The sequence below is a fragment of the Actinomadura meyerae genome (assembly GCF_900188445.1).
Taxonomy (GTDB): domain Bacteria; phylum Actinomycetota; class Actinomycetes; order Streptosporangiales; family Streptosporangiaceae; genus Spirillospora; species Spirillospora meyerae.
On sequence record NZ_FZOR01000070.1, the window covers coordinates 1 to 24,888 of the forward strand.

The window sequence follows — 24,888 nt, forward strand, 5'->3', positions numbered from 1 at the left end:
GAGACGGACGAGAACATCACCCACGACTCGCCGGCCACGATCCGATTGATCTGCCCAGCAGCTTAATTTAACGGCATTGCACCATGGAATTGGTGCACGCGGTATCGGCGATCGCCGCAGCACTCGCCTCCCGCACCACCCCCGACTCCCCAGCCACCTGCCTGGAACTCGCCGAAGAACTCGCCACCGCCAACGATCTACAAGAGGCCGCACTGGCCGGACTCGTCGGCGTGGTGGACGGGGCCCGAGAGGTGCAGCGGTGGGGATTTCCCTCCACCCGCTCCTGGCTGCGGTCCCGCATGGGCATGCGCGAAACCCGCGCCAAGGAACGGCTGACCCTGGCGCGGCAGCGGCACCGCCTGACGGAGGTCACCGAGCGGTGGACCGCCGGTGACCTTTCGACCGGGTACGCCGCGACGATCGCCGAGGCCACCGCCCGCCTGGACGATAACGACTGCCCGGCCGCTGAGGACATCCTGCTGGACATGGTCGACAAGGGCTTCTCCGCGGGGAAGGTCGCCTCGTTCGGTAAGCGGATCCGCGACGTCATCGCCGAACGCGACGGGCGTGAGCAAGCCCCCGAGGACGTGAAGCGGGGATACGAGCGGTCCTGGATCGACTCGACCCGGTCGCTGGACGGTGGCCGCTACATCAAGGGCTGGCTGAACGCCGAAGACGCCGCGATCTGGGACGGCGCCCTGGGGCCGCTGGCCAAGCCCGCCGGGGCTGACGACCACCGCGACCTGTCCGAACGCACCGCGGCCGCGCTCACCGGCGTGTTGTCGGGTGGGCACACGGCCACCAAGGTCACCGTCATCTGCGACCTGGACACCCTCACCGGCGGCACCACCCCCGCACGCCTCACCAACGGCACCCCCATCCCCGCAGCCCAAGCCCGACGCATCGCTCTGAGCGCCGGGGTGTCACCGCTGCTGCTCGGTCAGGGGAACACGCCGCTGTACCTGGGGCACCGGGTCAGGTTCGCCACCGTGCCGCAACGGCAAGTGCTCGAGGCCCTGTACTCGACATGCGCGGTGCAAGGGTGCGAAGTGCCCGGGACGCTGTGCGAGGTCGACCACGTCCACGGCTGGGCCCTCGGCAACAGCCCCACCGACATCGACAAACTCGCCCTGTGCTGCGGCTGGCACAACCGCTACAAACACACCCACCCCAACCGACTCCACATCACCAAGGCGCAGGACGGCCGGTACACCTACCGCCTCCACCCGCCCGGCACCCGAACACTCCAGGCAGGCGGAGATTCCGAACCCGGGCGCCCACCACCCACCTGGTCCCAAGCCGCCTGACCAACAGACCACCGCCCGAGCCCGGCCGCCCCAGCGGCGCGGGCCGGGCCCGCCTGCCCACACCCTCCCGCCCACCTACCGCCTTGCCCCCCAGAGCCAACGGCGCCCGCTCGGCAAACCACACCTGGCCAAGGCACCAACTCCAGCCGAGCAACCATCCCCTCACCCCGGCAGCACCACCCCGCCAGAGGCCCATCGCCACCGCTCCAACCAACTCGGGAGATCGAGCGGGTCCGCCCCCAACCAGGACCGACCAAGACCGGGCAAGAGCGAGCCGGGGGGCTTGCCAGCACGTTCGAGTGATGGGGATGTGGTTCCTGTATGGGGTGGGGGCGGCGCGTCGGGCAGAGGGCAGGCGGAGCCTGCCCGACGAAAGCTGCACTCAGGGGCCGCAGAGGCTCCAAAGTCAAGGGTGGGACGAAGTCCCATCGCGAAGCGACGCCGAAGGCGCCCTTGACTTTGGAGGGGCGGCCCCGTACGCAGCGCCGCCCCCACCACAATTCCCCCAACACCCAACACTCGACACCGAACACCCGACGACGAACACCGAACGACGAACGCCGAACGCCGAACGCCGAACACGCCATGGCCGGTGATCGCGGCCGCCCCCCTGACAGCCCGGCTCAGCCCGGGTCCGTCAGTGAGTGGGATCCGCTACGCCGGGCTTGGAGGACGTCTGGGGTGGTGCGGCCGTCAGGAGCAGGGTGGCGAAGGCCAGGGGAGCGACCGTCTGATAGCCGAGCCAGACCTCACCCCCGGCGTCGCTGCTCCCCCACAGTGGCGGGAGGGCGGCGAGCGTCGCCAGCACCCAGCCGGCGTCGTAGCCGACCATGAGGCGGACATAGGTACGCGCCGGGCGGGTGCGCAGGTGCTTGACCTCGATCCCGCCGCAGATCAGCAGGGCCGCGCCCGCGGCTGCCATGAGCCAGGTCGGTACGCCGAACAGGCGGCCGAGCGGGGCCGCGCCGACGAGGAAAGCGGCGGCCAGGAGCATCTTGACCGCGCTGTCGGCGATGATCCCGATCCTCTGGCGTTCGTCCGGCGGCGCCGTGGTCTGCGGCATGGATGTCCTCCCGAGGCTCGTCGTCCAGGACTGGTCTCGTAATCAAATTATCGTAATAATGAGATTATGCGAATGACGAGAGCGGAGGCCAAGGAGCGCAACCGCCGGGCCCTGCTGGACGCCGCGTACGAGGTCGTCGCCCGGGACGGCTACCGGGCCAAGCTCGACGAGATCGCCGAGCGGGCCGGGCTGACGACCGGCGCCGTCTACTCCCTGTTCGGCAGCAAGAACGGCCTGGTGCTCGCTCTCGTCACCGACTATCTGCGGCCGCACTACGAGGAGATCGAGCAGGCGGTCCCGGCCGGGGTGGACCTGCTCGGCGCCGTCGAGAGCTTCGCCCGGTACTACCGGCGCAGCTTCGATTCGCCGGACGCGCTGTCCGTCCTGTCGCTGCAAGTGACGCTGCTGGACATGGCCTTGCACGACCGAGACCTGGGGGCCCAGCTCGCCTCGTCCATCCGGCCTCAGGAGGAGCAGCTGGTCGCGGTGTTCACCGGGAGGCCGCACAACGGAGGCGCCGTGACGTCCAGCCAGGCCGAGCGCCTGGTGACGGCACTGCGGGCGTTGTTCGTCGGCCTCAACCAAGGTGTCATGCTCGGCCTCGCGCCCGGCGCGGACGAGCAGTTCTTCGTCGACTCCGCTCGGGCGCTCGCCACTGGACTGCTCCCTGCCGATCGCGGCGCCGGCCCTTCCTGACGCGGCGTGTGAGGACGTCCGTTGTGGTGGCGCCGGACGCCGCCCACCGGGTTGACGTGTGGTCGATGTCGGTGGTGCCCTATGGCGGCAGGCCTTGTGCGTTGCAGCGGGACATCACGAAAGGGCGGGATGGCGGAGCCTTCGGTCGCGGCCGACCGGACGGATGACGATCGCGGGACGGCCGGCGGAGGACGTGGTCCGCTGCGGCGGGGGGCGCTGCTCGGCATCGGTTTCGCCGTGTCCTACGGGCTCGTCCTCACGATCCTGAGCGACACCTTCTTCTGGTTCGCGATCCCCGGGATGCTCGGGCTCGTCACCGTGGTTCTGCTCGCCGTGCACCTGTTGCTTCACCGCCCGTTCGGCGGCGCCGTGCGGTTCGCCGCGGACGGCACCGACCGGCGAGGTCCGGTGAAGTACCACTACAGAGTCCTGTTCGGACGCTATCTGCTGCTCATCGTGGTGCCCGGCGTCGCGATGACCGTCCTGCCGCTCGTGGTGGGCCTCCGGTACCTCGGTCCGTTCGTCGCGGTCGGCCTCATGACGTTCTCGCTCGGCACGCGGTTCTGGCTGCCTCAGATCGGCTGGGTGCGGAGATGCGCCCGTGTGCTGAAGGTGTACGACTTCGAGTTGCGGGCTCCGGTGCAGAAGTCGACGCTGCGGGACCAGGGGCGGCGGTCCCTGACGCTGGGCACCGGCGATTCCCCGCGCATGTCGGCGCGCGAACCGCTCTACTCCGGCCGGTGGCCGAAGGAGATCGACCGCGGGGTCTGGTTCGCCGGTGACGACGTCTTCGGCGGTGTGCTCCTCGTCCCCGGCACGGGCGAGCTGATGTTCGCTCAGCCGGAGAGCTGGGCTGTCCACGACAACGCGCGGCAGCGGGCGGGAGCTGAGCGCCGAAGCAAGGCCGAACGAGCCGGACTGACGCGACGGGTGGTCTAACTGACGCGGCGGGTGGTCTAGACGCCGCGGGTCCGGCGGAGCCGCGGGTCCGGCGGAGCCGCGGCCGCCCGCCACTCGGGGCTGCCTACTGCTTGGGTTCGAGGGTCAACTGGCCGGGCTCCAGTGCATTGCCGCATGCCGTGCAGTGCACCTCGGCGACGAACTCGTGTCCGCAGGTGTGGTCGAACCGGACGGGGTCCTCGCCTCCCCTGACGTACTCGTGGCCCCATCGCTTCAGGGTCAGCAGCACCGGTGAGAGGGCGCGGCCCATGTCGGTGAGGCGGTACTCGTAGCGGGGCGGCCGCCGGCTGTACAGCTCGCGGTCGATCACGCCGTGTTCGAGCAGCTTCTTCAGTCTGGTGGTGAGGATGTCGCGGGGCGCGCCGGTGTTGCGGGCGATCTCGGTGAACCGTCCCTGGGCGTAGAAGAGCTCGCGCACCACAAGCAGGCTCCAGCGGTCTCCGACCACCTCGAGGGCGTCGGCGATCGTGCAGTCCCTGGGTGTCCTCTCCGCGGGTGCTGTCGGCATGCTCACATTCTCACCCCCGTGAGTTGTGATTCCAAACTGACTGCTGCACACTGCCATCAGTTTGATTCACCAACTGACCCTCTGGAGGGTGCCATGCCCGCCGCCGTGATCATCGATGCCGTCCGGACGCCCTTGGCCAAGGGCAAGCCGGGTGGCGCCTACGCCGACATCCATCCGGTCGACCTCCATGCCGGGGTCCTGGCCTCGCTGGTCGAGCGGACCGGCATCGATCCCGCGGTCGTGGACGACGTGATCAGCGGCGCGGTCGGCCAGATCGGCGAGCAGTCGGGGAACACCGCCCGCTGGGCGGCCCTCGGTGCCGGCTTCCCCGAGTCCGTCCCGGCGGTCACGGTGGACCGGCAGTGCGGTTCGAGCCAGCAGGCGCTGCACTTCGCCGCGCAGGGGGTCATGGCCGGGGCGTACGACGTCGCGATCGCCTCGGGCGTGGAGTCGATGAGCCGGATCCCCATCGGCTCGCAGTTCCAGGGCGAGGACTTCGCCGGGAGCAGGGTCGCCGCCCGCTACGACGGCGGCCTGATCCCCCAGGGGATCAGCGCAGAGCTGATCGCCGACAAGTGGGGGCTCTCGCGCCGGGAGCTGGACGAGTACGCCGCCGAAAGCCACGCTCGTGCCGCCCGCGCCTGGAACGACGGGCTCTTCGACGCCCAGGTCGCCCGCGTCAACGCCCTGGCCGCCGACGAGACCGTCCGGCCCGCGACCACGGTCGACGTCCTCGCGGGCCTGCGGCTCGCCTTCCGGGACGAGCACTGGGCCCGGCGGTACCCGCATCTGGACTGGCGGGTCACGGCGGGCAACAGCTCACCGGTCAACGACGGTGCCGCCGCGGTGCTCGTGGCGAGCGAAGAAGCCGCTGCCCGGCTCGGCCTGGCCCCGCGCGCTCGCGTGCACTCCGTGGCGGTGGTCGGCGACGACCCCGTGCTCATGCTCACCGGCATCATCCCCGCCACCGCGAAGGTGCTGGCGCGAGCCGGGCTGAGCATCGACGACATCGACGTCTTCGAGGTCAACGAGGCCTTCGCCTCGGTCGTCCTCGCCTGGCAGCGCGAGACCGGGGCCGACCTGGCCAAGGTCAACGTCAACGGCGGCGCGATCGCCATCGGCCATCCCCTCGGCGCCTCCGGGGCGCGCTTGACGACCACGCTGCTGAACAACCTCGAGCAGACCGGCGGACGCTACGGACTGCAGGTCATGTGCGAGGCCGGCGGGCTCGCCAACGCCACCATCATCGAAAGGCTGGACCGCCGGTGAACACCCGCACCCCCGCACCGGACAGCACGCTCTCGGAGGCCGAGGTCCCCGAGCACGCGGCCACCAGGACCATCGTCCTGCTGTGCACGGCGGCGTTCATGACGATGCTGGACCTGTTCGTCGTGAACGTCGCGCTCGAGTCGATCGGCGAGACCTACTCCGGTTCCTCGCTGGCCGGGCTGAGCTGGACCCTCAACGCCTACACCATCGTCTACGCGGCCTGCCTGATCCCGGCCGGGAGCCTCTCGGACAGGTACGGCCGCAAGCAGGGATTCCTCTTCGGCCTCGGACTGTTCACGATCGCGAGCGTCGGCTGCGCTGTCGCGCCCACGCTGGGCTTCCTGATCGCCTCCCGGGTCGCCCAGGCCGTCGGCGCGGCGGTGCTGACCCCGGCCAGCCTCGGACTGATCCTGAGCGTCCTTCCCGAGGCACGCCGTGCGGGCGCCGTGAAGATCTGGGCCACCAGTTCCTCCTTCGCCGGTGCGGCCGGCCCGGTCATCGGCGGGCTGCTGGCCCAGAGTTCCTGGCGGTGGGCGTTCCTGATCAACCTTCCGATCGGCCTGGTCGCGTTCGTGATGGCCGCGCGCATCCTCCCGAAGCGTCCACCGGCCGTGCGGACGCGGATCCCCGACCCGCTCGGCTCGCTGGCCATCGCCGCCGCGGTGGGCGCCCTGTCGCTGGGCCTGGTCAAGGCCGAGGACTGGGGCTGGGGCTCGGCGCGGACGCTCCTGGCCGGTGTCGTCACCGTGCTGGCGATGGCGGTGCTGCTCTACCGCGTCCGTACGCATCCGGTGCCGGTCATGTCCCCGCGGCTGTTCCGCGTGCCCAGCTTCACCATCGCCAACATCACGACCCTGCTCTTCACGACCCTGCTCTTCACCGGCGCTTTCAGTGCCGTCTTCCTCGGCGTCTCGCTGTGGCTGGAGACGGCGGCCGACTACAGCCCGCTGGAGGCCGGGCTGGCGATCCTGCCCGGTCCGCTGGCCGTGCCGCTCTTCGCGGCCATCACCCAGCGCTGGGGCAAGAACGTGCCGCCGACGTTCATCATCGCGGCCGGGCTCGCGGTGTTCGCCATCGGCTCGCTGCTCCTGGCCACCCAGGGCGCGACTCGCTACGCGACCGACATCCTCCCCGGCTGGATCGTCATCGGCATCGGGATCGGCATCGCGATGCCCACCCTCATCGGCACCGCCACCGCCGACCTCGCGCCGGCACAGGCCGCCACGGGCAGCGCGGTCGTCAACACCGCCCGCCAGACCGGCTACGCCCTCGGAGTCGCGGGGCTCGTGGCGATCCTCGGCAGCCAGACCACCGTGCACACTCGCGGCGCCTTCGAGAACGGCTGGGTCTACGTCACCGCGCTCGTGCTCATCAGCGCCGCGGCCGCGCTCCTCATCCGCCGGCGCACCGAACCGGCCGTGCCCGACGGCCAGCCCGCCCGATGACCGGCATGCCCGACGAGCAGCCCGCCCGATGACCAGCCCGCCCGATGACCAGCAGGAACAGTGAGGCATCGATGACGACACCGCAACTGATCTGGACCGAAGCCACCGACCCCCACGTCCTCCCGCCCGCCGAGGGCGCGAAGCTCCTCGCCGGTGCCCCGTGGCGACGCTTCGCGGCCTTCGGGGACAGCCTCTCTCTCGGCGTCGGCGATGCCACACCGGGCTACGACGACCTCGGATGGCAGCCGCGCGTCGAGCGCGTACTGCGGCTCGTCCAGCCCGATCTCGCCTGCGTCAACACCGCCAAGATCGGCGTGACCACGGCACAGGCGCTCCAGGAGCAGGCAGAGCGCATCGAGGACTTCGGCCCGGACCTGCTCCACCTCAACAGCGGCGCGAACGACATCATCCGCCGCAAGCCGGACTGGGCCCGGATCGAGGACGACCTCCGCGCGATGTACGAATGGGGCGTCGGCACCGGCGCCCAGCTGACCGTCTTCACCTTCGGGCGCGCGTTCGTCATCCCGGCGTTCCCCGACTTCAGCGACCGCGTCGCCCGGCTGAACGAGCTCACCCGCAAGCTGGCGGCGGAACACGGCGCCGTCGTCGCCGACTGCTGGGACCATCCGCTGAACGACCGCCCCAACCTGGTCAGCGAGGATCGGATCCACTTCGCCACCGTCGGGCAGGCGATCATCGCGAGCCTGATGATCGAGGCCCTCGGCAGTGTCCTGGGCAATCACCGGAGTGATGCCGAGCGCGCCGACCCGTGACTGCGGGCGCGGCGTCAGGGGGTGATGACGAGCTTGCCGCGCGTGTGTCCGCTGCGGCTGGCGTCGAACGCGGCGCCCGTCTCCTCCAGCGGGAACGTGCCCGCGACCTCGACGCCGAGCGCGCCGCGATCGGCGAGGACGGCCAGTTCGGCGAGCTTCGCGCCGTTCGGGCGGACCCAGATCCAGTGCCCGCCGTGCTCGGCCACGGTGTTGTCGGCGATCGACACGTGCCGGCCACCCGGGGCCAGCACGGCGAGGGTGGCGTCCAGTTGACCGCCCACGAAGTCGGCGACGGCGGTCACCCCGCCGGGCGCCAGCTCGCGGACGCGCTCCACCAGCCCGTCCCCGTAGGAGACCGGTTCCGCGCCGAGTCCCCGCAGGTAGTCGTGGTTCTTCTCGGACGCCGTGCCGATCACGCGGGTGCCGCGGTCGCGGGCGATCTGCACCGCGAGGCCCCCGACGCCGCCGGACGCCGCGTGGATGAGCAGGACGTCGTCCTCGCCGACCGCCAGCCGGTCCAGGGAGCGCTGCGCGGTCATCCCGGCGAGCGGCAGGCCGCCCGCCTGGTTCCAGTCCAGCGCCGCGGGCTTGCGCGCGACGTGATCCGCCGCGACCGCGACGTACTGCGCGAACGTCCCTGCTTTGATGACGTCCTTGCGGGCGTAGGCCATGACCTCGTCGCCGGGCGCGAACTCCGGCGTGTCGGGGCCGAGCCCGCGGACGACCCCGGCGACGTCCCAGCCGGGGATGACCGGGAAGACCGCGTCCATCATCCCGTCGAGTCCCCCGGCCATGACCTTCCAGTCGACGGGGTTGACCCCGGCCGCGCGAACCTCGATCAGCACCTGGCCGGGGCCGACCTTGGGATCCGGCACGTCGCCGGTCTTCAGCCGGGAGTTGTCGGACGCAAACGAGTCATAGGTGACGGCACGCATCCCTCCAGCCTGCCACCGCACCCGTCCACTAAACCCGTCTAACCCGTCGCCCCGCCCGCCCCCGGGGGTCGGCCACCAATGCTAACGCGTAGGAGATCTCCTACGCTTGACATGTAGGAAACTCCCTACCTATCGTCGCCCGCATGACCATCACACATGTGCGCCTGCTGACCGTCCCCGTCTCCGACCAGGACGCGGCCAAGGACTTCTACGCCGGCAAGCTCGGCTTCGACGTCGTCGCGGACCAGCAGAACGGCCCGGTCCGCTGGTTGCAGCTCGCGCCCAAGGGCGCGCAGACGAGCGTCGTCCTGGCCAACCACACCCCTGCCGCGCCCGGGAGCATGCAGGGGCTGATCCTGGAGACGGCCGACCTCGACGGCGACTGCGCGGCGCTGCGCGAGGCGGGCGTGGACGTCGACGGCCCGCAGGACCTCCCCTGGGGGCGGCAGGCCCTGATCACCGACCCCGACGGCAACGGCCTCGTCCTGGCCGAGCGGTGACCGCCGACGTGTTCACGGCGCTGGCCAGTCCCGTCCGGCGGGAGCTGACCGCGCTCCTGCTGGACGGCCCGCGCCCGGTCGGCGACCTCGCCGCGCACTTCACGATGAGCCGGCCGAGCGTCTCCGAGCACCTCAAGGTGCTGCGGGACGCCGGGCTCGTCACCGAGCAGCGGGACGGCCGCCGCCGCATCTACCGGCTGGAGCCGGGGCCGCTGCGCGAGCTGTCCGAATGGCTGAGCCCGTACGAGCGGTTCTGGCGCGAGAAGCTCTCCAACCTGCGCGAACTGCTGGACGAGGAGGACCTGTGACGCCGATCGTCGAGGCCGCCAGGCTGGTCAAGCGGTTCGGCGACGTGGAGGCCCTCGCCGGTCTCGACCTCGCCGTGCCCCCCGGCCGGGTGACGGCCCTGCTCGGGCCGAACGGCGCCGGGAAGACCACCTTCGTGCGCTGCGTCGCGACGCTCGTCCGTCCCGACGGCGGCACGCTGCTCGTGGACGGGACCGACGCCGCCCGCGACCCCGACCGGGTCCGCCGGGCCATCGGCCTGGCCGGGCAGCACGCCGCCGTCGAGGGCGCGCTGACGGGACGGGAGAACCTGGAGATGATCGCCCGCCTCTTCGGGCGGAGCCGCCGGGACGCCCGTGCCGGCGCGTCCGGCGTGCTCGAACGGCTCTCGCTCGGCGAGGTCGCCGACCGGCTCGTCCGCACCTACTCGGGCGGGATGCGCCGCCGCCTCGATCTCGGCGTGAGCCTCGTCGGCGCGCCCCGCCTCCTGCTGCTGGACGAGCCCACCACCGGGCTCGACCCCCGCAGCCGCATCGAGCTGTGGGACGCCATCGGGGACCTGGTGGCCGACGGCACGAACGTCCTGCTGACCACCCAGTACCTGGACGAGGCCGACCGCCTCGCCGACCGCATAGCGATCATCGACCGCGGCCGCGTCGTCGCCGAGGGAACGCCCGGCGAGCTGAAGGCCCGCACGGGCGGCGACCTGATCGAGGTCCACGTCCACGATCACGCCGCCCTGGCCCCCGCCGCCCGGGCACTGGACGCCCTCGGCACCGTCCGCACCGACCCGCGCACCCTCCTCGTCACCGCGACCGCCGGGAACGGCCCCGACGACCTCACCCGAGCCGTCCGGGCCCTGGCCGACCACCAGATCCAGATAGCGGACATGACCCTCCGCCGCCCCACCCTTGACGAGGTCTTCCTCTCCCTGACGGCCGCCCCAGAGGAAGTGCCCACATGAGCGAGGCGGGGCTCGGACAGACGAAGCGAGCCCAAGTCGACGGGACAGGCTTCAGGTCACGGGCGGCGGGACTGGCCTCGGCAAGTGCGACCAGGGTCAGAGTGAGGAGAAGTGAGGCGGCATGGCGGTAATGCAGGCCCCTGGCGGGGCCGGTGTCGGGGTGGCGAGTTGGGTCGTCGCCCGGCGCGGGATGCGGCGGACGTTCCGGACTCCGCAGATCATCGTGATGGGGCTCGTGCAGAGCGTCGCGTTCCTGCTGATCTTCCGGTACGTGTTCGGCGGGGCGATCGGCACGGGAGGCGTCGACTACGTCGACTACATGATTCCGGGGCTGCTGACCGTGAGCGGGCTGTTCGCGGGCATGAGCGCCGCGGTCGCGGTCGCCGAGGACGCCGCGTCCGGCTACCTCGACCGGCTGAAGTCGCTGCCGATGCCGCGGACCGCCGTCATCGCCGGCCAGGTCGCGGCGGACACCGTCCGCGTCGCGCTGATCCTCGCGGTGAGCGCCGCGCTGGCCTTCGCGGTCGGCTTCCGCGTCCACGCGGGCTGGGCGTCCGCGCTGGCCGGGTTCGGGTTGTGCGTCCTGTTCGGGTTCGCGTTCGTGTGGGTGTTCGTGGCGCTCGGGCTGCTCAGCGCGGACCCGCAGGCGGCGCAGGGTTGGGGGTTCCTGGCACTGCCGCTGAGTTTCGTGTCCAGCGCCTATGTCCCGGTGGAGTCCATGCCGGGATGGCTGCGGGGCTTCGCCGGGAACCAGCCGGTCACGGTCATGATCGACGCGGTCCGGGTGCTCACGCAGGGCGACGCGGCCGCCGCGCTGCTCGGCCACGGCGCCGCCTACTACGTGACGCGCTCGCTGGCCTGGACGACCGGGATCATCGTGGTCTCGGGCGTCGTCGCCGTCGCCCGCGTCCGCCGGACATGACGCCGCCGGGGCACCGGCGCACCGCCGGGTCGCGCCGTAAGGTGGACGGCGTGAGCGGTGAGCGGGCGTCGATCGAGGTGGACGAGTTCCTGCCGCATCCGCCGCGCAAGGTGTGGCGGGCGCTCACCGAGCGGGACCTGCTGGCCCGCTGGATGATGCCGAACGACTTCGAACCCGTCGTCGGGCACCGCTTCACCTTCGCCACCACCCCGATCCCCGCCATCGGATTCGACGGCACGATCGCCTGCCGGGTCCTGGAGATCGAGGACGAGCGGCTGCTGCGCATCAGCTGGAACGGCGGCGGCCTCGACACCACGGTGACGTGGCGGCTCGTCCCCGAAGGCCACGGCACCCGGCTGTTCATCGAGCACGCGGGCTTCGATCTGGACGACCCCGTCAACGCCTTCGCCTTCCGCGGCATGGGCAGCGGCTGGCGCTCCGGCATCCTCCGCGCCCTGCAGAAGGTCCTCGCCGAGATCGGCTGACGCCATCCCGCCGCCCGCCGGCCCGCCCCGGTCAGTCCTCGGGGACGGCGGGCGGGTCGGCGTAGACGCCGTGCAGCATGCCGGTGGCCTGGCCGACCTCGATCAGGTAGTCGTCCGGGTCGCGCATGTAGCAGCGGATCTCGGCCTTGCGGTCGATCGGCTCGGTCAGGAACCGGGCGCCCCGCTCCTTGGCGTAGTTGTAGAACGCGGCGATGTCGGCGACGCGCACGTTCATGAACGACGTGACCGGGTCGTCCAACTCGGGCGGTCTCAGTGTGATGTCGGGCTTGTCTGGAGTGGGTCCACCGCCGGGGTTCATGATGATCCAGGTGTTCGCGACCTTCACGATGGCGGGGTTCTCCGCCAGGACGACCTCGCCGCCGAGGACGTCCGCGTAGAACGCGCGCGAGCGCGCCACGTCGCGGACGGTGAGGAAGTGCGTCACCACCAGCCCCTCCGCGGGCGCGGGCAACCGGTCCCGATCCGCCATGTCTGCCTCCCGTTCATCCAGCTCATCCGGCTCTTCGGTGGTCTCCCAATACCCGGAGGGCCGCGTCCAGACCCCGCAAGAGGGTGATGAGGGGACGGTGACGGGGTCAGCCGACGGTCTCCAGGGGCGGGTCGTTTGCGAACTGGGTGTTGTAGAGGTCGGCGTAGCGGCCGCCCGCGGCGAGGAGGTCCTCGTGGGTGCCGCGTTCGACGATGCGGCCGGCCTCGATGACCAGGATCTGGTCGGCGGCGCGGATCGTGCTCAGCCGGTGGGCGATGACGACGGCGGTGCGGCCGTCGAGGGCCTCGGTGAGGGCCTCCTGGACGGCGGCCTCGGAGGTCGAGTCGAGGTGGGCGGTGGCCTCGTCCAGGATCACGACCCGCTGGCGGGCCAGCAGGAGCCGGGCGATGGTGAGGCGCTGGCGCTCGCCGCCGGAGAGGCGGTAGCCGCGCTCGCCGACGATGGTGTCGAGGCCGTCCGGCAGGCCCGCGATGAGCGTGTCGAGGCGGGCGCGGCGCAGCACGTCCCACAGCTCGTCCTCGGTGGCCTCGGGCCGGGCCAGGAGGAGGTTCTCGCGGATCGACTCGTGGAACAGGTGGCCGTCCTGCGTGACCATGCCGAGGGTCGCGCGGATGGCCTCGAACGACAGGTCGCGGACGTCCACGCCGCCGAGCCGGACGGCGCCGGAGTCGACGTCGTAGAGGCGCGGCAGGAGCTGCGCGATCGTCGACTTGCCCGCGCCGGACGAGCCGACCAGCGCGACCGTCTGCCCGGGTTCGGCGCGGAAGGAGATGCCGTGCAGCACCTCGACGCCGCCGCGGGTGTCGAGGGTGGCGACCTCTTCGAGGGACGCGAGCGACACCTTGTCGGCGGACGGGTAGCCGAACCGGACATCGTCGAACTCGACGGCGACCGGGCCGTCCGGGACGGTGCGGGGTTCGGGCTTCTCCGCGACGAGCGGCTTGAGGTCGAGGATCTCGAAGACCCGCTCGAAGCTGACGAGGGCGCTCATCACCTCGACGCGGGAGCTGGCGAGGGCGGTCAGCGGCGCGTACAGGCGGGTGAGCAGGAGCGCGAGCGCGACGACGGCGCCGGCGTCGAGGTGGCCGCGCAGCGACAGGAAGCCGCCGAGGCCGTAGACGAGGGCGAGCGCCAGGGCCGACACCATGGTGAGCGCGGTGATGAAGACGTGCTGCACCATCGCGGTGCGGACGCCGATGTCGCGGACGCGGCGCGCGCGGGCGGCGAACTCGGCGGACTCGCGGTCGGGGCGTCCGAACAGTTTCACCAGGGTCGCGCCGGGGGCGGAGAAGCGCTCGGTCATCTGCGTGCTCATCGCGGCGTCGTGCGCGGCGGCCTCGCGTTCGAGCCGCGCCAGGCGGGTGCCCATGCGCCGCGCCGGGAGGACGAAGACGGGCAGCAGCACCAGCGCGAGCAGGGTGATCTGCCAGGAGATCCGGACCATCACGGCGAACGTCAGCAGCACCGTGACCAGGTTGCTGACGACGCCGGAGAGGGTGTCGCTGAAGGCGCGCTGGGCGCCGATCACGTCGTTGTTGAGGCGGCTGACCAGGGCGCCGGTGCGGGTGCGGGTGAAGAACGCGACGGGCATCCGCTGGACGTGGTCGAACACGGCGGTGCGCAGGTCGAGGATCAGCCCCTCGCCGATGCGGGCCGACAGCCACCGGTTGGCGAGCCCGAGGCCGCCCTCGGCGACGGCGAGGACGGCGATGACCACGGCCAGCGCGACGACGGTGGACGTCGCCGCGCGGTCGACGATCGCGTTGACGACCCAGCCGGCGAGGACGGGCGTCGCGACCGCGATGACCGCCATCACCACGCTGAGGAAGAGGAAGGCGGCGAGCGGCCGCCGGTGCGGGCGGGCGAACCGGCCGATGCGGCGCAGGGTCGCCCTGGAGAAGGGCCTGCCGTCCTGTGCGTTCATGGCGTGGTGCAGCGACATCCACGCCGTGACCTCCATGTCCACGGGTCCCCCTCGGGTCGTTAGCCTGGAACGGCAAGCATGTGACCTCAACAAAGGTTGAGGTCAAGTCGGCGCCCGCGGCCAGCATCGCGCGGGGGTACGACATTTCACGGAGGGACCTGCACCACGTGGACATCGAGAGTCTCCGCGACGACACCCCCGGTTGCGCGAAGGTGGCTCATCTGAACAACGCGGGCGCGGCACTGCCCCCCAGCCCGGTCATCGAGGCCGTCAACGAACATTTCGCGCTGGAGGCGGAGATCGGCGGGTACGAGGCCGCCGAGCAGAACGCGGATCGCGTGCAGCACTTCTACGACGCCGTGGCAGGGCTCCTCGGCGCGCGCGCAGAAGAGATCGCCTACGTGGAGAACGCCACCCGGGCCTGGGACATGGTGTTCTACTCGATCCCCTTCGCGGAGGGCGACCGCATCCTGACGACGACCTCCGAGTACTCCAGCAACGCGATCGCCTACCAGCAGGTGGCGGCGGCCAAGGGCGCGCGGGTGGACGTCGTCCCCGACGAGGCCGACGGCACCCTGTCGCTGGACGCGCTGGAGGCCGAACTCGCCAAGGGCGACGTCCGCCTGGTGTCGCTGAACCACATCCCCACGCACAACGGGCTCGTCAACCCGGTGGCGGAGGTGGGGCGGCTGTGCCGGGAGCACGGCGTCCTCTACCTCCTGGACGCGTGCCAGTCGGTCGGCCAGCTCGCGGTCGACGTGGAGGAGATCGGCTGCGACATGCTGTCGGCGACCGGCCGCAAGTACCTGCGCGGCCCGCGCGGCACCGGCTTCCTGTACGTGCGGCGCGGGATCGTCCGGACGCTCGTCCCGCCGTTCCTCGACCTGCTCGCCGCCGAGTGGAAGGCCCCGGACGGCTACGAGTTGCGCGACGACGCCCGGCGCTTCGAGACGTGGGAGCGCTACGTCGCCGGGCAGATCGGCCTGGGCGTCGCCGCCGACTACGCGTCCCGGGTGGGGCCGGCGGAGATCGAGGCCCGCGTGACCGCACTCGCCGCCCGGCTCCGCGAGGAACTGGCCGCCCGCCCCGGCATCACCGTCCACGACAAGGGGGCGCGGCCGTCCGGGCTGGTCACGTTCAGCGTGGGCGGCCACGAGCCCGCCGCCATCAAGGACGCCGCAAGGGCGCGCGGCGTCAACATCAACGTCACCCACCCCGCGTCGCACGGATACGACCCGAACGCCCGTCCCGCGGCCGTGCGGGCCTCCGTGCACTACTACAACACCGAGGAGGAACTGGACCTGCTGCTGTCCGCCCTCCCCTGACACGTCAGGCGCGGGCGGCCTCCCAGGCCCAGAGGTGCTGGGTGGCATAGGAGCGCCAGGGACGCCACGAGCCGGGTTCCGCTCGGAGGCGATAGAGGGCGCGGCGTATGCGGACGTCCGAGATGAGGACGTCCGCGTCGCCGAGCGCCCTCATCCTGATGTGCGCAACGTCGAGCCGTCCCATGCCCGGCAGGTCGAGCAGTTGCTTGGCGACGTGCTCGGGGTCGGTACCGGCGTCGAGCACGATCTCTTCCCGCGCGAGCGCTTCGGCGAGGGCCAGCAAGGTGGGGCGCCGGTGCGGAGGCGACGCGGACCCCGCGGCGGCCAGCGTCGCCATGTCGGGGAAGGTGTGCGTGACCTGCCCGACCGGGGCGGGCAGGCGGCGGCCGTGGGCGGCGACCAGCTCGGCGAGGCGGGCGCGGGCTCGGCCGGCGGTTGAACGGCGCGACAGGACCGTCCGGACGGCCACCTCACCCGGATCGGCCAGACCGGGGACGCGTAGACCGGGACGGGCGGCGACCAGTGGCCCCAGCACCGGGTCCGCGCCCAGGAAGGCGTCTATGGCCCGCTGGTCCGCGTCCAGGTCGAGCATCCTGCGGCAGCGCCGCACGGCGGCGGTCAGGTCGCGCAAATCATCGAGCCGCAATTCGCAGGCCACATGGTCGGCCTCCGGGACGTGCCGGAGCGAGACGACGCCCGTGCCGTGCGGCAGGCACAGCGACCTGCGGTAGACGCCATCGGCGTACTCCTCCACACCCGGGATGGCGCGGGCGCCGAGGTGACGCAGGAGGGCCGCCACGTCCATCGGCGGCCGGTAGGACAGCCGCAGCGCGATCGCGCCCGCGGAGCCGTCCGGCGTGCCCGCCCGCCGCAGCCCGGTGGGCGTGGTGCCGTAGAGCTGCCGGACGGTGTCGTTGAACTGCCGGATGCTGGTGAAGCCCGCGGCGAAGGCGACGTCGCTGACCGGCAGGCCGGTCGACTCCAGCAGCGTGCGCGCGGTCTGCGCCCGCTGCGCCCTGGCGAGCGCGCGCGGCCCTGCGCCGACCTCCGCGACCAGCAGGCGGTGCAGCTGCCGCTCGCTGTACCCCAGCCGGGAGGCCAGGCCCGCGACGCCCGCCCGGTCGACGAGCCCGTCGGCGATCAGCCGCATCGCGCGGGCCGCGAGGTCGCCGCGCACGTTCCACTCGGGCGACCCGGGAGCGGCGTCCGGACGGCACCTCCTGCACGCCCGGAAGCCGTTGACCTGCGCCGCCGCCGCGCTGCGGAACAGCCGCACGCTGCGCCTGGCCGGCATGACGGCGGGGCAGCTCGGCCGGCAGTAGATCCCGGTCGTGGTCACGGCGACGTAGACCCACCCGTCGAACCGCGGGTCCCGGCTCCGCATCGCCTCGTGGACGGCGTCCTCGTCGATCATCCCCGCCAGTCTGCCCGCCGGCCGCCCCGCGGGACGGGCCGCCATCCGGCATCGGACGTCGACGTCCGATACCCGCCAGCGTCGCGGCGCGGCCCCCGGCCAGGCTGGCGCGCATGCCCGCTCACGACCTCCCCCGCGACCGGCTGGGCGCCTACCGGCGCACGCTGGCCGTCCGCGACTTCCGCCTGCTGTGGTTCGGCTCGTCCCTGTCGCTGGCCGGGGACGGGATGACCTTCGTCGCGCTCAGCTGGCTCGTGCTGTCCCAGCCGGACGGGACGCGGCGCCTGGGCCTGCTGGCCGTCTGCTACACCCTCCCGGTGTTCGCGGGCGGGCTGCTGGCGGGGCCTGTCCTGGACCGGTTCGACAAGCGCCATGTCCTGGCGGCCGACAGCGTGGTGCGCGGCGCCGCCGTGGCGTCCATTCCGATCGCGGCGACCGTGGGCGAGGTGCCCGCGGCCGCGCCGTTCCTCGTCGCCGCGGTGTACGGGCTGTTCAAGATGGTGCCGCTGGCGGGCTTCCCGGCGGCGATCCCGGACCTGGTGCCCGCGGAGCGGCGGGACGCGGCCAACGCGCTGGAATCGGTGAGCTTCAGCGTCGCCGGAATGATCGGCCCCGCCCTGGGCGGCGCCCTGATCGGCGTGATCGGAGCCGAAGGCGTCCTCGCCCTGGACGCCGCGTCCTACGTGGTCTTCGCCGCGACGGCGCTGGGCGTCCGCCGTCCGCTGCGGGGATACCCGGCCCCTTCCAAGGCCCCGTCGCCTGCGCCGCCTCCGGCCGAAGCCCGTGTGGCCGCGCTGTTCCGGGACCGTGTCCTGGTGCTCACCACGCTGGCGTTCATGGCCTTCAACGTGGCGGAGGGCATGCTGCTCGTCGTGGGGCCTTGGTTGGCCAAGCACCAGCTCCCCGGCGGGCCGCAGGCCCTGGGTCTGCTGCTGGCGGCCCTGGCGGCGGGCGAACTGCTCGGCGCGGCCGCGGCGGGCGCCAGGGGGCCGCGGACGCGGCCGGTCGCCGCCATCGCCCTGGTGCAACTGGTGGCCGCCACCGGATTCCTGGCGGTGGCGCTCGCGCCGCACACCCTTCCGGTCGCCGCCGGATTCCTGGCGATCGGCCTGTTCAGCGCGCCGATGACGGTCTGGGCCCAGTCGCTGCGCATGGACCGGATCCCCGCACCGCTGCGCGGCCGGGGCTTCGCCGTCCTCCGGACGCTGATGCAGGCGACACCGCCCCTGGGAGCCGTCTGCGCGACGCCGCTGCTGGACGACGGGCTGCTCGTCCCGGCCGCCGCGACCATGACGTTGGTCGCGGCCGTCCCCGGCGCCGTCCTGCTCGCGGCGGCCCGGCGTCTCGACCGTCCCGACCGGACCGGCGGCGCCGTGCTGCCCGAGCCGGCATGAGGTCCCTGCCCGCTTTCGCGGCATGGCTCCCGGGTTCGTCCGTCCTGCCCTGGGAACGGGGGGCAGGCACTAGTGTTCCGGAATGAGTGAAGTGATCCCTCGCCACATCCTGTGCGTGCTCGGCTCCGGGTTCGGGCCGGCGGAGATGGAACGGATCGCCGGCGAGTTCGGCGGGTTCGTCCTCGACCGCGAGTACTCCGAGGACGAGCCCGATCCCCGGATGTCCGAGGCGTTCGAGGCGGCCATGGCGGGAGAACCGTTCACGGAGGCGGACCGGCACGCGGTGGAGTCCCACGACACCGTGGGCTACCTGCTCTCCGCGCCGATGATGCGGGGGCTCGCGGCCGACACGTCGCGGCGCCTGCTGGAGGCGACGGCCGCGCTGCTGCGTGCCGGCGCCGTCGCGGTGAAGAACGAGAGTAGCGGGGGCGCGCACGGCAGGGACCGCTGGCTCGCACTGGCCGAGCAGGCCGCCGAGGCCAAGGACGAGGAACTCGCCGGTGTGCTCATCGACGCCTGGGTGAAGCGTCCGATCTACGACGGCGAGGTCCTCTACAGCTGCGGCATGCACCTGCTCGGGGCGCCCGACGTCGAGATCGAGGTCGACGGGGACCAGCTGGCGGCCGACGACGTCCCCGAACTGGTCACGCATCTGAACGCGCTGGCCATCTACCTGCTGACCGACCCCCGCGCGCAGGAGATCGAGGACGGTGCCGGCTTCCGCCTGGCCGAGGACGCCCCGCGCCGGCTGATGCACACCCGCGACTGCGACCGCTACGACGAGGACGACCCGTTCTTCAACCCCTACGGCTACATCCGGCTCACGCGTCCGCAGTAAGGCGCCCGGCAGAGGAGTGGGCGCGCCCAAGGCCGGAGGATGGGCACCGGTTGCGGCCTCCGGGCACGCCCACTGGTCGATCCGAACCGGGTCACATGGTCCCGCTCACGACCCGGTGCCGCTCACGAGTTGGCGCGGGCGGCGCTGATGTCCGCGAGGGCCGAGCGGGAGTCGTTCTCGATGGCCAGGTCGCCGATGGACACGATGCCCACGGGACGGCCGTCCTCCATGACGGGGAGGCGGCGCACCGACCGCTCCCGCATGATCTGCGCGGCCTTGTCCAGCGAGTCGTCGGGGCCGATGGTCGCCGTCACCCGGCTGGCGATGCCGCCGATCTTCGCCTGGGACGGGTCGCCGCCGGCGGCCAGGCCGCGGATGACCAGGTCGCGGTCGGTGACCACGCCCTGCAGGTCGTCGCCCTCCGCGACCAGGACCGCGCCGATGTCCTCGTCGCGCATCGCCCGTGCCACCGTGACGATGTCGAGCTCCGGGGACACCGACGTCGGCGAGCCCGTCATGATTTCGCGGACCTTCGTGGCCATCGATCACTCCTTGACCTCGTGATTCGTTCCTGGGGGCCCGGGGATGACCCGGACGTACCCGGCAGAAACGGGATCACTCATGACGTCCGGAAGGGGGCGAGCATGCGGTCGGCCCCCGCCCGGTCCCACTCCACCCGGCTCGGATCCTGCCGGGCGGGACGCACCGGAACCGTGTCGAACGTGATCGAGCCGCCCTTGAGGAAGCTCTCGGCCAGCAGCCGCAGCTCCCCCGGCTTCAGCCCCGGTGCCGCCTCGACCGCACCGGCGGCGGCCGTGAGGAACCGCGCCAGCCGCACCGGGTTCCCGGTCGCCCGCTCACGCACCTCCCGCACCAGCGCCTCCAGGAACCGGTGCTGCCGCTCGATGCGCGCCAGATCGGAGCCGTCCGCGATGCCGTGCCGCACCCGCACGTAGGCGAGGGCCTTCCGCCCGTCCAGCCGGTTCTTGCCCGCGGGCAGCCTCAGCCCGGCCTTCGCGTCGGAGATGGGCGCGGGCACCGTCATCTCGACGCCGCCGAGCGCGTCCACGATCTCGGCGAACCCGGTGAAGTCGACCAGCACCGTCCGGTCGATGCGGACGTTCGCCACCGATTCCAGCGTCCGCGCCGCGCAGTCCGTCCCGCCCGCCGTGAACGCGGAGTTGATCAGCCCTCGGTGCGCGCGGAAGACCGCCCCGCCGGCGGACCTGCACTCGGGGATCCGCACGAGCAGGTCGCGCGGGACGCTCACCGCGCGGACGCGCTTCCGGTCGGCCGGGACGTGCACCAGCATCATCGTGTCCGACCGCTGGTGCGCGGCCTGCCGCCCGTCCATGCCGAGGAGCAGCACGTTGAACGCCTGCCCCGGCGCGATCGAGTTCAGCGCCACCGGCTTCGCGTCGCGCGCGCGGAACACCACCGCCGGGACGAGGATCGCCGCCGCCGTGACGGCCGCGACGATGCCGAGCAGCGTCCACCGGCCGGGGCCGCGCCGCCGCCGCTTGGCCGCGTCCAGCAGCCGGTTCCGCTGCCGGGCCAGCGAGGCGGGCGGCTCGTGCTCCAGGTCACGGCCGAGGTCGCGGATCAGGTCCAGGTCGTCCATGCTCACGCCTCCGCACGCGTCGGGTCGGTGTCGCCCAGCGCGGCGCGCACCTTGCGCCGGGCGCGGTTGAGCCGGGAGCGGACCGTCCCGACCGGGATGCCGAGCGCCCGCGCCACCTCCTCGTAGGACAGGTCGCCCCACGCCACCAGCAGCAGGACGTCCCGGTCCCGCCGGGCCAGCCCGGACAGCGCCGCCGCCAGCGCGGGCCGCGACGCCGACGCCGTCACCCCCGCCGCGACCCGCTCCGCGGGCCCCTCGACCGGGCCGTCCACGGGGCTGCGCCGCAGCGCCCGGTAGCGCGTGGCCTCCGCCCGGTGGTGCCGCGCCACCAGCTTCGTCGCGATGCCGAACAGCCACGGGCGCGCGTCCTGCTGCGCCAGGTCGTAGCGCTGCCGCTTGCTGAACGCGACGAGGAACGTCTCGCCGACGACGTCCTCCGCGGCCTCGGGCCCCAGCCTGCGCGAGACGTACCGGTACAGCATCGCGGAATACCGGTCGAACAGCGCGGCGAACGCCTCGGGATCGGCGAGCGAACCCTCGATGAGGGACGCGTCGCTGTCCCGAGCCGTCGGGGGTACGGTCATCGCCACCACCATGGCATGCGCACCGGTCCTTCCCGTGCGGAGACGTTGTCGGAGATGTATCTCCGCGACGCCCCATCCGGGTTCACGGTCGAGCCGTCCGGGTTCACGGACGGGCCGTCCGGGATCACGGACGGGCCGTCCGGGATCACGGACGGGCCGTCCGGGATCACGGACACGGCCGCTTAGACCGAGAACCTCCGCGAACCTTCCCGGTAAACTTCGCGTCCTTCACTGTGCGCGGCGTTGTCGGGGGGACGGCTCCGCCTGCCTGCTTGGGGTTCGAGTCGAGGAGGGCCGGGACGTGCACGACGACGCCGAGCGGGAACCGGACGCGTCCGGCACCGAAGACGAGCAGGACCCGTCCCGCACCGCCACGGCCGAGTTCCCCGCCCCCGCGAAGGTCGACCCGACCCGCCCGGAGATCGCGCTCTCCCGCCCCGAGGAGAAGCCGCCCGTGTGGTACGTCCAGTTCACGTCCCCCGAGCAGGACGAGGACGGCCCTTCCGCCGACGACGAGGAAGACGAGCCGCCCGCCGCCGAAGAACCCGCGGAAGAACCTGCGGAGGACGCCTCGGAAGACGCCTCGGAAGACACGGGCGAAGCGGCTACAGACGAGGCTGAGTCGGCCGAGGAAGAGTCGTCCGAACCGCAAGAAGACCCGCAAGAAGAGGCCGACGGGGAACCGCCTGCCGGGAAGCACCGCTCCAAGCAGCAGGCCGAACCACGCACCCCTCACGCTGAGACACCTCCCGCTCCGGACGAGGAATCGCCCGGCCGAGGTGAGGCGGCAGCGCCGCAAGACGACGACCGTGCCGCCACCCAGAGCGAAGCGCGTCCGTCCCAGGAGGATGCGAGCCAGTCCGATACGCAGCCGATCCCGGCCGACCGGCGCCGTCCGGCGCGTCCCCAAGCCGAAGCGGACACCCGGCAACACCGCTCACCGGGCGAGGCACGACCGCCGCAAGGCGACCCGCGCTCACCACAGGAGCGACCGGCACGCCCCCAACGCGACACGCGCGCGTCCGGTGCGCACGCGCGCCCGACTCACGGCGAGCCGCCGTCGGCACGGCCGACGCAACCAGGAGCGAACGCACCGCAGCGCGCACCGCAGCGCCCGCAAGGAGGGCCGCGTCCGCCCCAAGGCGACCAGCGCGCACCGCAAGAGCGACCGGCACGTCCCCAAGGCGACCCGCGCGCGTCCGGCGGGTATGCGCGCCCAACCCACGGTGCGCCGCCGCCGGCAGGGCCGACCCAACCTGGAGCGAACACACCACAGCGCGCACAACACCGCCCCCAGGAAGGGACGCGCCCGCCACGGACGGAGGCGCGACCGCCGCAGGAGCGACCGGGCCGGCCGCAAGGTGAAGGGCGTCCAGGACGGAGCGAGGCGCCGCCCGCGCGGCCGACGCCCGGCGGAGCGCAGGTTGAGGCGTGGCACGGGCAAGGCGCAGGACGTCCGGCTCCCATTGAGCGACGGGACGAGGCCCCTCCGCGTGAGGGCGGAGCGTGGCCGCCTCAGAGTGACGCGAACGCGACACGAGTAGAGCGGCTGCCCTCGTGGGACGAGTCGCGGGCGTCCGGGGAGTGGGCCGCGGAGGCGCCCGGCGACGTGAGGCGGTCGCCGCACGGCGGGGCCGGGCTGCGGGAGCGGCCCGGTGCGCCGGGTCAGTCACCGCAGTGGGCGCGGGAGGCTTCGGTCACCCGGGCCGAGCGGCTGCCGGTGCAGGAGGTGCGGGAGTCCGGGGAGTATCCGTCGTCGCGGTCCTCGGGGCAGTGGAGCGTGCCGTGGGACGGCAGCCCGCCGAGGGCACCGCAGGCACCGGCGGCGCAGGAGGCCCCCGAGGAGAAGCGGCGCGGCCGGCGCTGGCTCATCGTCCTCGTGGCGGCGGTCGTACTGGTCGCCGGGGTCGTCACCGGGCAGCTCATCCGGCCGGTGCCGGAGCCGGCGATCGATCTGGCGATCGCGTCCAGCCACGCGTTCCCGGGGCAGGCGCCGACGCTGCCGTGGCCCTCGGCGGGGCAGTCCGCGATCTACGTGGACGGCCTCGGCTCGATGGGCGTGTCGGGCGGGTCCGCGCCGACGCCGACGGCGAGCGTCGCGAAGGTGATGACCGCGTACGTGTACCTGCGCGACCATCCGCTGAAGCCGGGCGAGCCGGGGCCGGTGCTGACGGTGTCGCCGGAGGCGGCGGCGCAGATCCCGATGCGCCGCAAGCGCGAGGAGTCGCTGCTCGGCGTCACCGCGTACCAGAAGCTGACGCAGCGCAAGGCGCTGGAGGCGCTGCTGATCATCTCGGCGAACGACGTCGCGCACGAGCTGGCCCGGTGGGACTCCGGAGACGAGCAGGCGTTCGTGGCGAAGATGAACGCCGCCGCGGCGCAGCTCGGCATGACCGCCACGCACTACACCGATCCGAGCGGCTACGACTCCGGCACCGTGAGCACGGCCGCCGACCAGGTCAAGCTGCTGAAGGCGGCGATGGACCTGCCGGAGTTCGCGACGATCGTGAACAACCGGGCGTACGTGCCGGACGGCGCGGGCCAGACGCGGGAGGGCGGCAACTTCCTGCTCGGGCAGTACGGCGTCGTCGGCGGCAAGACCGGCTACACCGACGCCGCGGGCGGGAACTTCGTGTTCGCCGCGCGCAAGACCGTCCAGGGCGTGGAGACGCTGATCGTCGGCGCGGTGATGGGGCAGCGGTCGCCGAGCGCGGCGGGCGCGGTGAACGCGGCGGCACGGCTCGTCGCCGCGGCCGAGAGCGCGCTGACCGCGGTGACGCTGGCGCAGCGGGGCGCGCGGGTCGCGCTGGTCGACGACGGGCTCGGCGGGACGACGCCGCTGCGCGCCGCGGCGCCGGTCACGGTGGTCGGCTGGCCCGGGCTGACCGTGCACCTCGGCGTGGAGGGCGAGCCGCCGCACCGGGCCGCCGCGGGCGAGCAGGCGGGCACCCTGACGACCGGTGCGGGCGCCGTCCCGCTGCGGCTCGGCCGGACGCTGGACGAGCCGTCCTACCTGAAGCGCCTCATCAGGCTCAAGTAGCCGAGCCTCCGGCGCGCAGCGCGCGCCGGAGGCGTCAGACATCCCTGGAGGTTGAATGTCAAGCGGCGAGGTCGTGGTGGTGGTGTGACCATGCGGTGGTCTGGTCGTAGGTGGTGTGGGTTTTG

25 protein-coding genes are annotated in these 24,888 nt (G+C 72.6%); 15 read left to right on the forward strand and 10 right to left on the reverse strand.

The window, feature by feature from the left end:
* Positions 1 to 92: 92 nt before the first annotated feature.
* Entirely contained in the window at positions 93 to 1,307 is a 1,215-nt protein-coding gene (locus CHF16_RS38060) for an HNH endonuclease signature motif containing protein (RefSeq protein WP_218827031.1), read from the forward strand.
* 637 nt (positions 1,308 to 1,944) lie between these two features.
* On the opposite strand, the gene CHF16_RS38065 is transcribed toward CHF16_RS38060, so the two are convergent.
* Complete coding sequence (locus tag CHF16_RS38065; protein WP_089331056.1) at positions 1,945 to 2,370, reverse strand: hypothetical protein; 426 nt, start codon at positions 2,368 to 2,370, stop codon at positions 1,945 to 1,947.
* Positions 2,371 to 2,442: 72 nt separating this feature from the next.
* Between CHF16_RS38065 and CHF16_RS38070 the strand changes: the two genes are divergently transcribed.
* Both CHF16_RS38070 and CHF16_RS38075 read left to right on the forward strand, forming a co-directional pair.
* Entirely contained in the window at positions 2,443 to 3,066 is a 624-nt protein-coding gene (locus tag CHF16_RS38070; RefSeq protein WP_089331057.1) for a TetR/AcrR family transcriptional regulator, read from the forward strand.
* A 129-nt stretch (positions 3,067 to 3,195) separates the two neighbouring features.
* The gene (locus CHF16_RS38075) at positions 3,196 to 4,005 is read left to right on the forward strand and encodes a hypothetical protein (protein WP_089331058.1); all 810 of its coding nucleotides are present in this window, start codon (positions 3,196 to 3,198) and stop codon (positions 4,003 to 4,005) included.
* 85 nt (positions 4,006 to 4,090) lie between these two features.
* On the opposite strand, the gene CHF16_RS38080 is transcribed toward CHF16_RS38075, so the two are convergent.
* Positions 4,091 to 4,534 (reverse strand): winged helix-turn-helix transcriptional regulator, encoded by a 444-nt coding sequence (locus CHF16_RS38080; protein WP_089331059.1) that lies wholly within the window; start codon positions 4,532 to 4,534, stop codon positions 4,091 to 4,093.
* A gap of 93 nt (positions 4,535 to 4,627) precedes the next feature.
* Here CHF16_RS38080 and CHF16_RS38085 point away from each other — a divergent pair, with 93 nt between their 5' ends.
* From CHF16_RS38085 to CHF16_RS38095, 3 genes are all read left to right on the forward strand, one after another.
* Positions 4,628 to 5,803: an acetyl-CoA C-acyltransferase gene (locus CHF16_RS38085; protein WP_089331060.1), complete on the forward strand. Its 1,176-nt coding sequence runs from the start codon at positions 4,628 to 4,630 to the stop codon at positions 5,801 to 5,803.
* On the forward strand, positions 5,800 to 7,248 hold the full coding sequence (locus CHF16_RS38090) for an MFS transporter (RefSeq protein WP_218827032.1): 1,449 nt from the start codon (positions 5,800 to 5,802) through the stop codon (positions 7,246 to 7,248). The genes CHF16_RS38085 and CHF16_RS38090 overlap by 4 nt, the downstream gene beginning before the upstream one ends.
* 71 nt (positions 7,249 to 7,319) lie before the next feature.
* On the forward strand, positions 7,320 to 8,021 hold the full coding sequence (locus tag CHF16_RS38095) for an SGNH/GDSL hydrolase family protein (protein WP_089331061.1): 702 nt from the start codon (positions 7,320 to 7,322) through the stop codon (positions 8,019 to 8,021).
* A gap of 14 nt (positions 8,022 to 8,035) precedes the next feature.
* Here CHF16_RS38095 and CHF16_RS38100 read toward each other — a convergent pair whose 3' ends face one another.
* Positions 8,036 to 8,956, reverse strand: a complete 921-nt coding sequence (locus tag CHF16_RS38100; protein ID WP_179271916.1) for an NADP-dependent oxidoreductase — start codon at positions 8,954 to 8,956, stop codon at positions 8,036 to 8,038.
* A 143-nt stretch (positions 8,957 to 9,099) separates the two neighbouring features.
* Between CHF16_RS38100 and CHF16_RS38105 the strand changes: the two genes are divergently transcribed.
* From CHF16_RS38105 to CHF16_RS38125, 5 genes are all read left to right on the forward strand, one after another.
* A complete protein-coding gene (locus CHF16_RS38105; RefSeq protein WP_089331063.1) occupies positions 9,100 to 9,456 on the forward strand; it encodes a VOC family protein in 357 nt (118 codons plus the stop codon).
* Positions 9,453 to 9,764, forward strand: a complete 312-nt coding sequence (locus CHF16_RS38110) for an ArsR/SmtB family transcription factor (RefSeq protein ID WP_089331064.1) — start codon at positions 9,453 to 9,455, stop codon at positions 9,762 to 9,764. The genes CHF16_RS38105 and CHF16_RS38110 overlap by 4 nt, the downstream gene beginning before the upstream one ends.
* Positions 9,761 to 10,705, forward strand: a complete 945-nt coding sequence (locus CHF16_RS38115) for an ATP-binding cassette domain-containing protein (RefSeq protein WP_245869793.1) — start codon at positions 9,761 to 9,763, stop codon at positions 10,703 to 10,705. The genes CHF16_RS38110 and CHF16_RS38115 overlap by 4 nt, the downstream gene beginning before the upstream one ends.
* Before the next feature lie 121 nt (positions 10,706 to 10,826).
* Positions 10,827 to 11,627, forward strand: coding sequence for an ABC transporter permease (locus CHF16_RS38120; RefSeq protein ID WP_089331066.1), 801 nt, complete (start codon positions 10,827 to 10,829; stop codon positions 11,625 to 11,627).
* A 50-nt stretch (positions 11,628 to 11,677) separates the two neighbouring features.
* A complete protein-coding gene (locus CHF16_RS38125) occupies positions 11,678 to 12,112 on the forward strand; it encodes an SRPBCC family protein (RefSeq protein WP_245869794.1) in 435 nt (144 codons plus the stop codon).
* Positions 12,113 to 12,143: 31 nt separating this feature from the next.
* Here the strand turns inward: CHF16_RS38125 and CHF16_RS38130 are convergent, their stop codons facing one another.
* The gene (locus CHF16_RS38130; protein ID WP_089331068.1) at positions 12,144 to 12,602 is read right to left on the reverse strand and encodes a VOC family protein; all 459 of its coding nucleotides are present in this window, start codon (positions 12,600 to 12,602) and stop codon (positions 12,144 to 12,146) included.
* Between the two features lie 106 nt (positions 12,603 to 12,708).
* Complete coding sequence (locus CHF16_RS38135) at positions 12,709 to 14,583, reverse strand: ABC transporter ATP-binding protein (protein ID WP_218827033.1); 1,875 nt, start codon at positions 14,581 to 14,583, stop codon at positions 12,709 to 12,711.
* A gap of 131 nt (positions 14,584 to 14,714) precedes the next feature.
* Between CHF16_RS38135 and CHF16_RS38140 the strand changes: the two genes are divergently transcribed.
* Positions 14,715 to 15,872, forward strand: a complete 1,158-nt coding sequence (locus tag CHF16_RS38140; RefSeq protein ID WP_089331070.1) for an aminotransferase class V-fold PLP-dependent enzyme — start codon at positions 14,715 to 14,717, stop codon at positions 15,870 to 15,872.
* 4 nt (positions 15,873 to 15,876) lie between these two features.
* Here CHF16_RS38140 and CHF16_RS38145 read toward each other — a convergent pair whose 3' ends face one another.
* Positions 15,877 to 17,286, reverse strand: coding sequence for an AlkA N-terminal domain-containing protein (locus tag CHF16_RS38145; RefSeq protein ID WP_089331077.1), 1,410 nt, complete (start codon positions 17,284 to 17,286; stop codon positions 15,877 to 15,879).
* Positions 17,287 to 17,399: 113 nt separating this feature from the next.
* Between CHF16_RS38145 and CHF16_RS38150 the strand changes: the two genes are divergently transcribed.
* Both CHF16_RS38150 and CHF16_RS38155 read left to right on the forward strand, forming a co-directional pair.
* Positions 17,400 to 18,680: an MFS transporter gene (locus CHF16_RS38150; RefSeq protein ID WP_089331071.1), complete on the forward strand. Its 1,281-nt coding sequence runs from the start codon at positions 17,400 to 17,402 to the stop codon at positions 18,678 to 18,680.
* Between the two features lie 82 nt (positions 18,681 to 18,762).
* Complete coding sequence (locus CHF16_RS38155; RefSeq protein ID WP_143228319.1) at positions 18,763 to 19,518, forward strand: hypothetical protein; 756 nt, start codon at positions 18,763 to 18,765, stop codon at positions 19,516 to 19,518.
* A 122-nt stretch (positions 19,519 to 19,640) separates the two neighbouring features.
* Here CHF16_RS38155 and CHF16_RS38160 read toward each other — a convergent pair whose 3' ends face one another.
* The 4 genes from CHF16_RS38160 to CHF16_RS41740 all read right to left on the reverse strand — a co-directional run bounded on the left by CHF16_RS38160 (position 19,641) and on the right by CHF16_RS41740 (position 22,459).
* Entirely contained in the window at positions 19,641 to 20,060 is a 420-nt protein-coding gene (locus CHF16_RS38160) for a CBS domain-containing protein (protein ID WP_089331073.1), read from the reverse strand.
* A 77-nt stretch (positions 20,061 to 20,137) separates the two neighbouring features.
* Positions 20,138 to 21,139 carry an LCP family protein gene (locus tag CHF16_RS38165; RefSeq protein ID WP_089331074.1) on the reverse strand — a complete coding sequence of 334 codons (1,002 nt, stop codon included), beginning with the start codon at positions 21,137 to 21,139 and terminating at the stop codon, positions 20,138 to 20,140.
* A 2-nt stretch (positions 21,140 to 21,141) separates the two neighbouring features.
* Positions 21,142 to 21,723, reverse strand: a complete 582-nt coding sequence (locus CHF16_RS38170) for an RNA polymerase sigma factor (RefSeq protein ID WP_089331078.1) — start codon at positions 21,721 to 21,723, stop codon at positions 21,142 to 21,144.
* Positions 21,724 to 21,889: 166 nt separating this feature from the next.
* Positions 21,890 to 22,459, reverse strand: coding sequence for a hypothetical protein (locus CHF16_RS41740; RefSeq protein ID WP_143228321.1), 570 nt, complete (start codon positions 22,457 to 22,459; stop codon positions 21,890 to 21,892).
* A gap of 873 nt (positions 22,460 to 23,332) precedes the next feature.
* Between CHF16_RS41740 and CHF16_RS41745 the strand changes: the two genes are divergently transcribed.
* Positions 23,333 to 24,763, forward strand: a complete 1,431-nt coding sequence (locus CHF16_RS41745; protein WP_245869795.1) for a D-alanyl-D-alanine carboxypeptidase family protein — start codon at positions 23,333 to 23,335, stop codon at positions 24,761 to 24,763.
* The last annotated feature ends 125 nt before the right edge of the window (positions 24,764 to 24,888 follow it).

Coding starts and splice junctions, on each gene's coding strand:
- CHF16_RS38165 (WP_089331074.1), bottom strand. CDS start 21,139: ATGGACGACCTGGACCTGATCCGCGACCTCGGCCGTGACCTGGAGCAC.
- CHF16_RS38085 (WP_089331060.1), top strand. CDS start 4,628: ATGCCCGCCGCCGTGATCATCGATGCCGTCCGGACGCCCTTGGCCAAG.
- CHF16_RS38065 (WP_089331056.1), bottom strand. CDS start 2,370: ATGCCGCAGACCACGGCGCCGCCGGACGAACGCCAGAGGATCGGGATC.
- CHF16_RS38145 (WP_089331077.1), bottom strand. CDS start 17,286: ATGATCGACGAGGACGCCGTCCACGAGGCGATGCGGAGCCGGGACCCG.
- CHF16_RS38095 (WP_089331061.1), top strand. CDS start 7,320: ATGACGACACCGCAACTGATCTGGACCGAAGCCACCGACCCCCACGTC.
- CHF16_RS38135 (WP_218827033.1), bottom strand. CDS start 14,583: ATGGAGGTCACGGCGTGGATGTCGCTGCACCACGCCATGAACGCACAG.
- CHF16_RS38105 (WP_089331063.1), top strand. CDS start 9,100: ATGACCATCACACATGTGCGCCTGCTGACCGTCCCCGTCTCCGACCAG.
- CHF16_RS38100 (WP_179271916.1), bottom strand. CDS start 8,956: ATGCGTGCCGTCACCTATGACTCGTTTGCGTCCGACAACTCCCGGCTG.
- CHF16_RS38150 (WP_089331071.1), top strand. CDS start 17,400: ATGCCCGCTCACGACCTCCCCCGCGACCGGCTGGGCGCCTACCGGCGC.
- CHF16_RS38120 (WP_089331066.1), top strand. CDS start 10,827: ATGGCGGTAATGCAGGCCCCTGGCGGGGCCGGTGTCGGGGTGGCGAGT.
- CHF16_RS38070 (WP_089331057.1), top strand. CDS start 2,443: ATGACGAGAGCGGAGGCCAAGGAGCGCAACCGCCGGGCCCTGCTGGAC.
- CHF16_RS38160 (WP_089331073.1), bottom strand. CDS start 20,060: ATGGCCACGAAGGTCCGCGAAATCATGACGGGCTCGCCGACGTCGGTG.
- CHF16_RS38155 (WP_143228319.1), top strand. CDS start 18,763: ATGAGTGAAGTGATCCCTCGCCACATCCTGTGCGTGCTCGGCTCCGGG.
- CHF16_RS38130 (WP_089331068.1), bottom strand. CDS start 12,602: ATGGCGGATCGGGACCGGTTGCCCGCGCCCGCGGAGGGGCTGGTGGTG.
- CHF16_RS38075 (WP_089331058.1), top strand. CDS start 3,196: ATGGCGGAGCCTTCGGTCGCGGCCGACCGGACGGATGACGATCGCGGG.
- CHF16_RS38170 (WP_089331078.1), bottom strand. CDS start 21,723: ATGACCGTACCCCCGACGGCTCGGGACAGCGACGCGTCCCTCATCGAG.
- CHF16_RS38080 (WP_089331059.1), bottom strand. CDS start 4,534: ATGCCGACAGCACCCGCGGAGAGGACACCCAGGGACTGCACGATCGCC.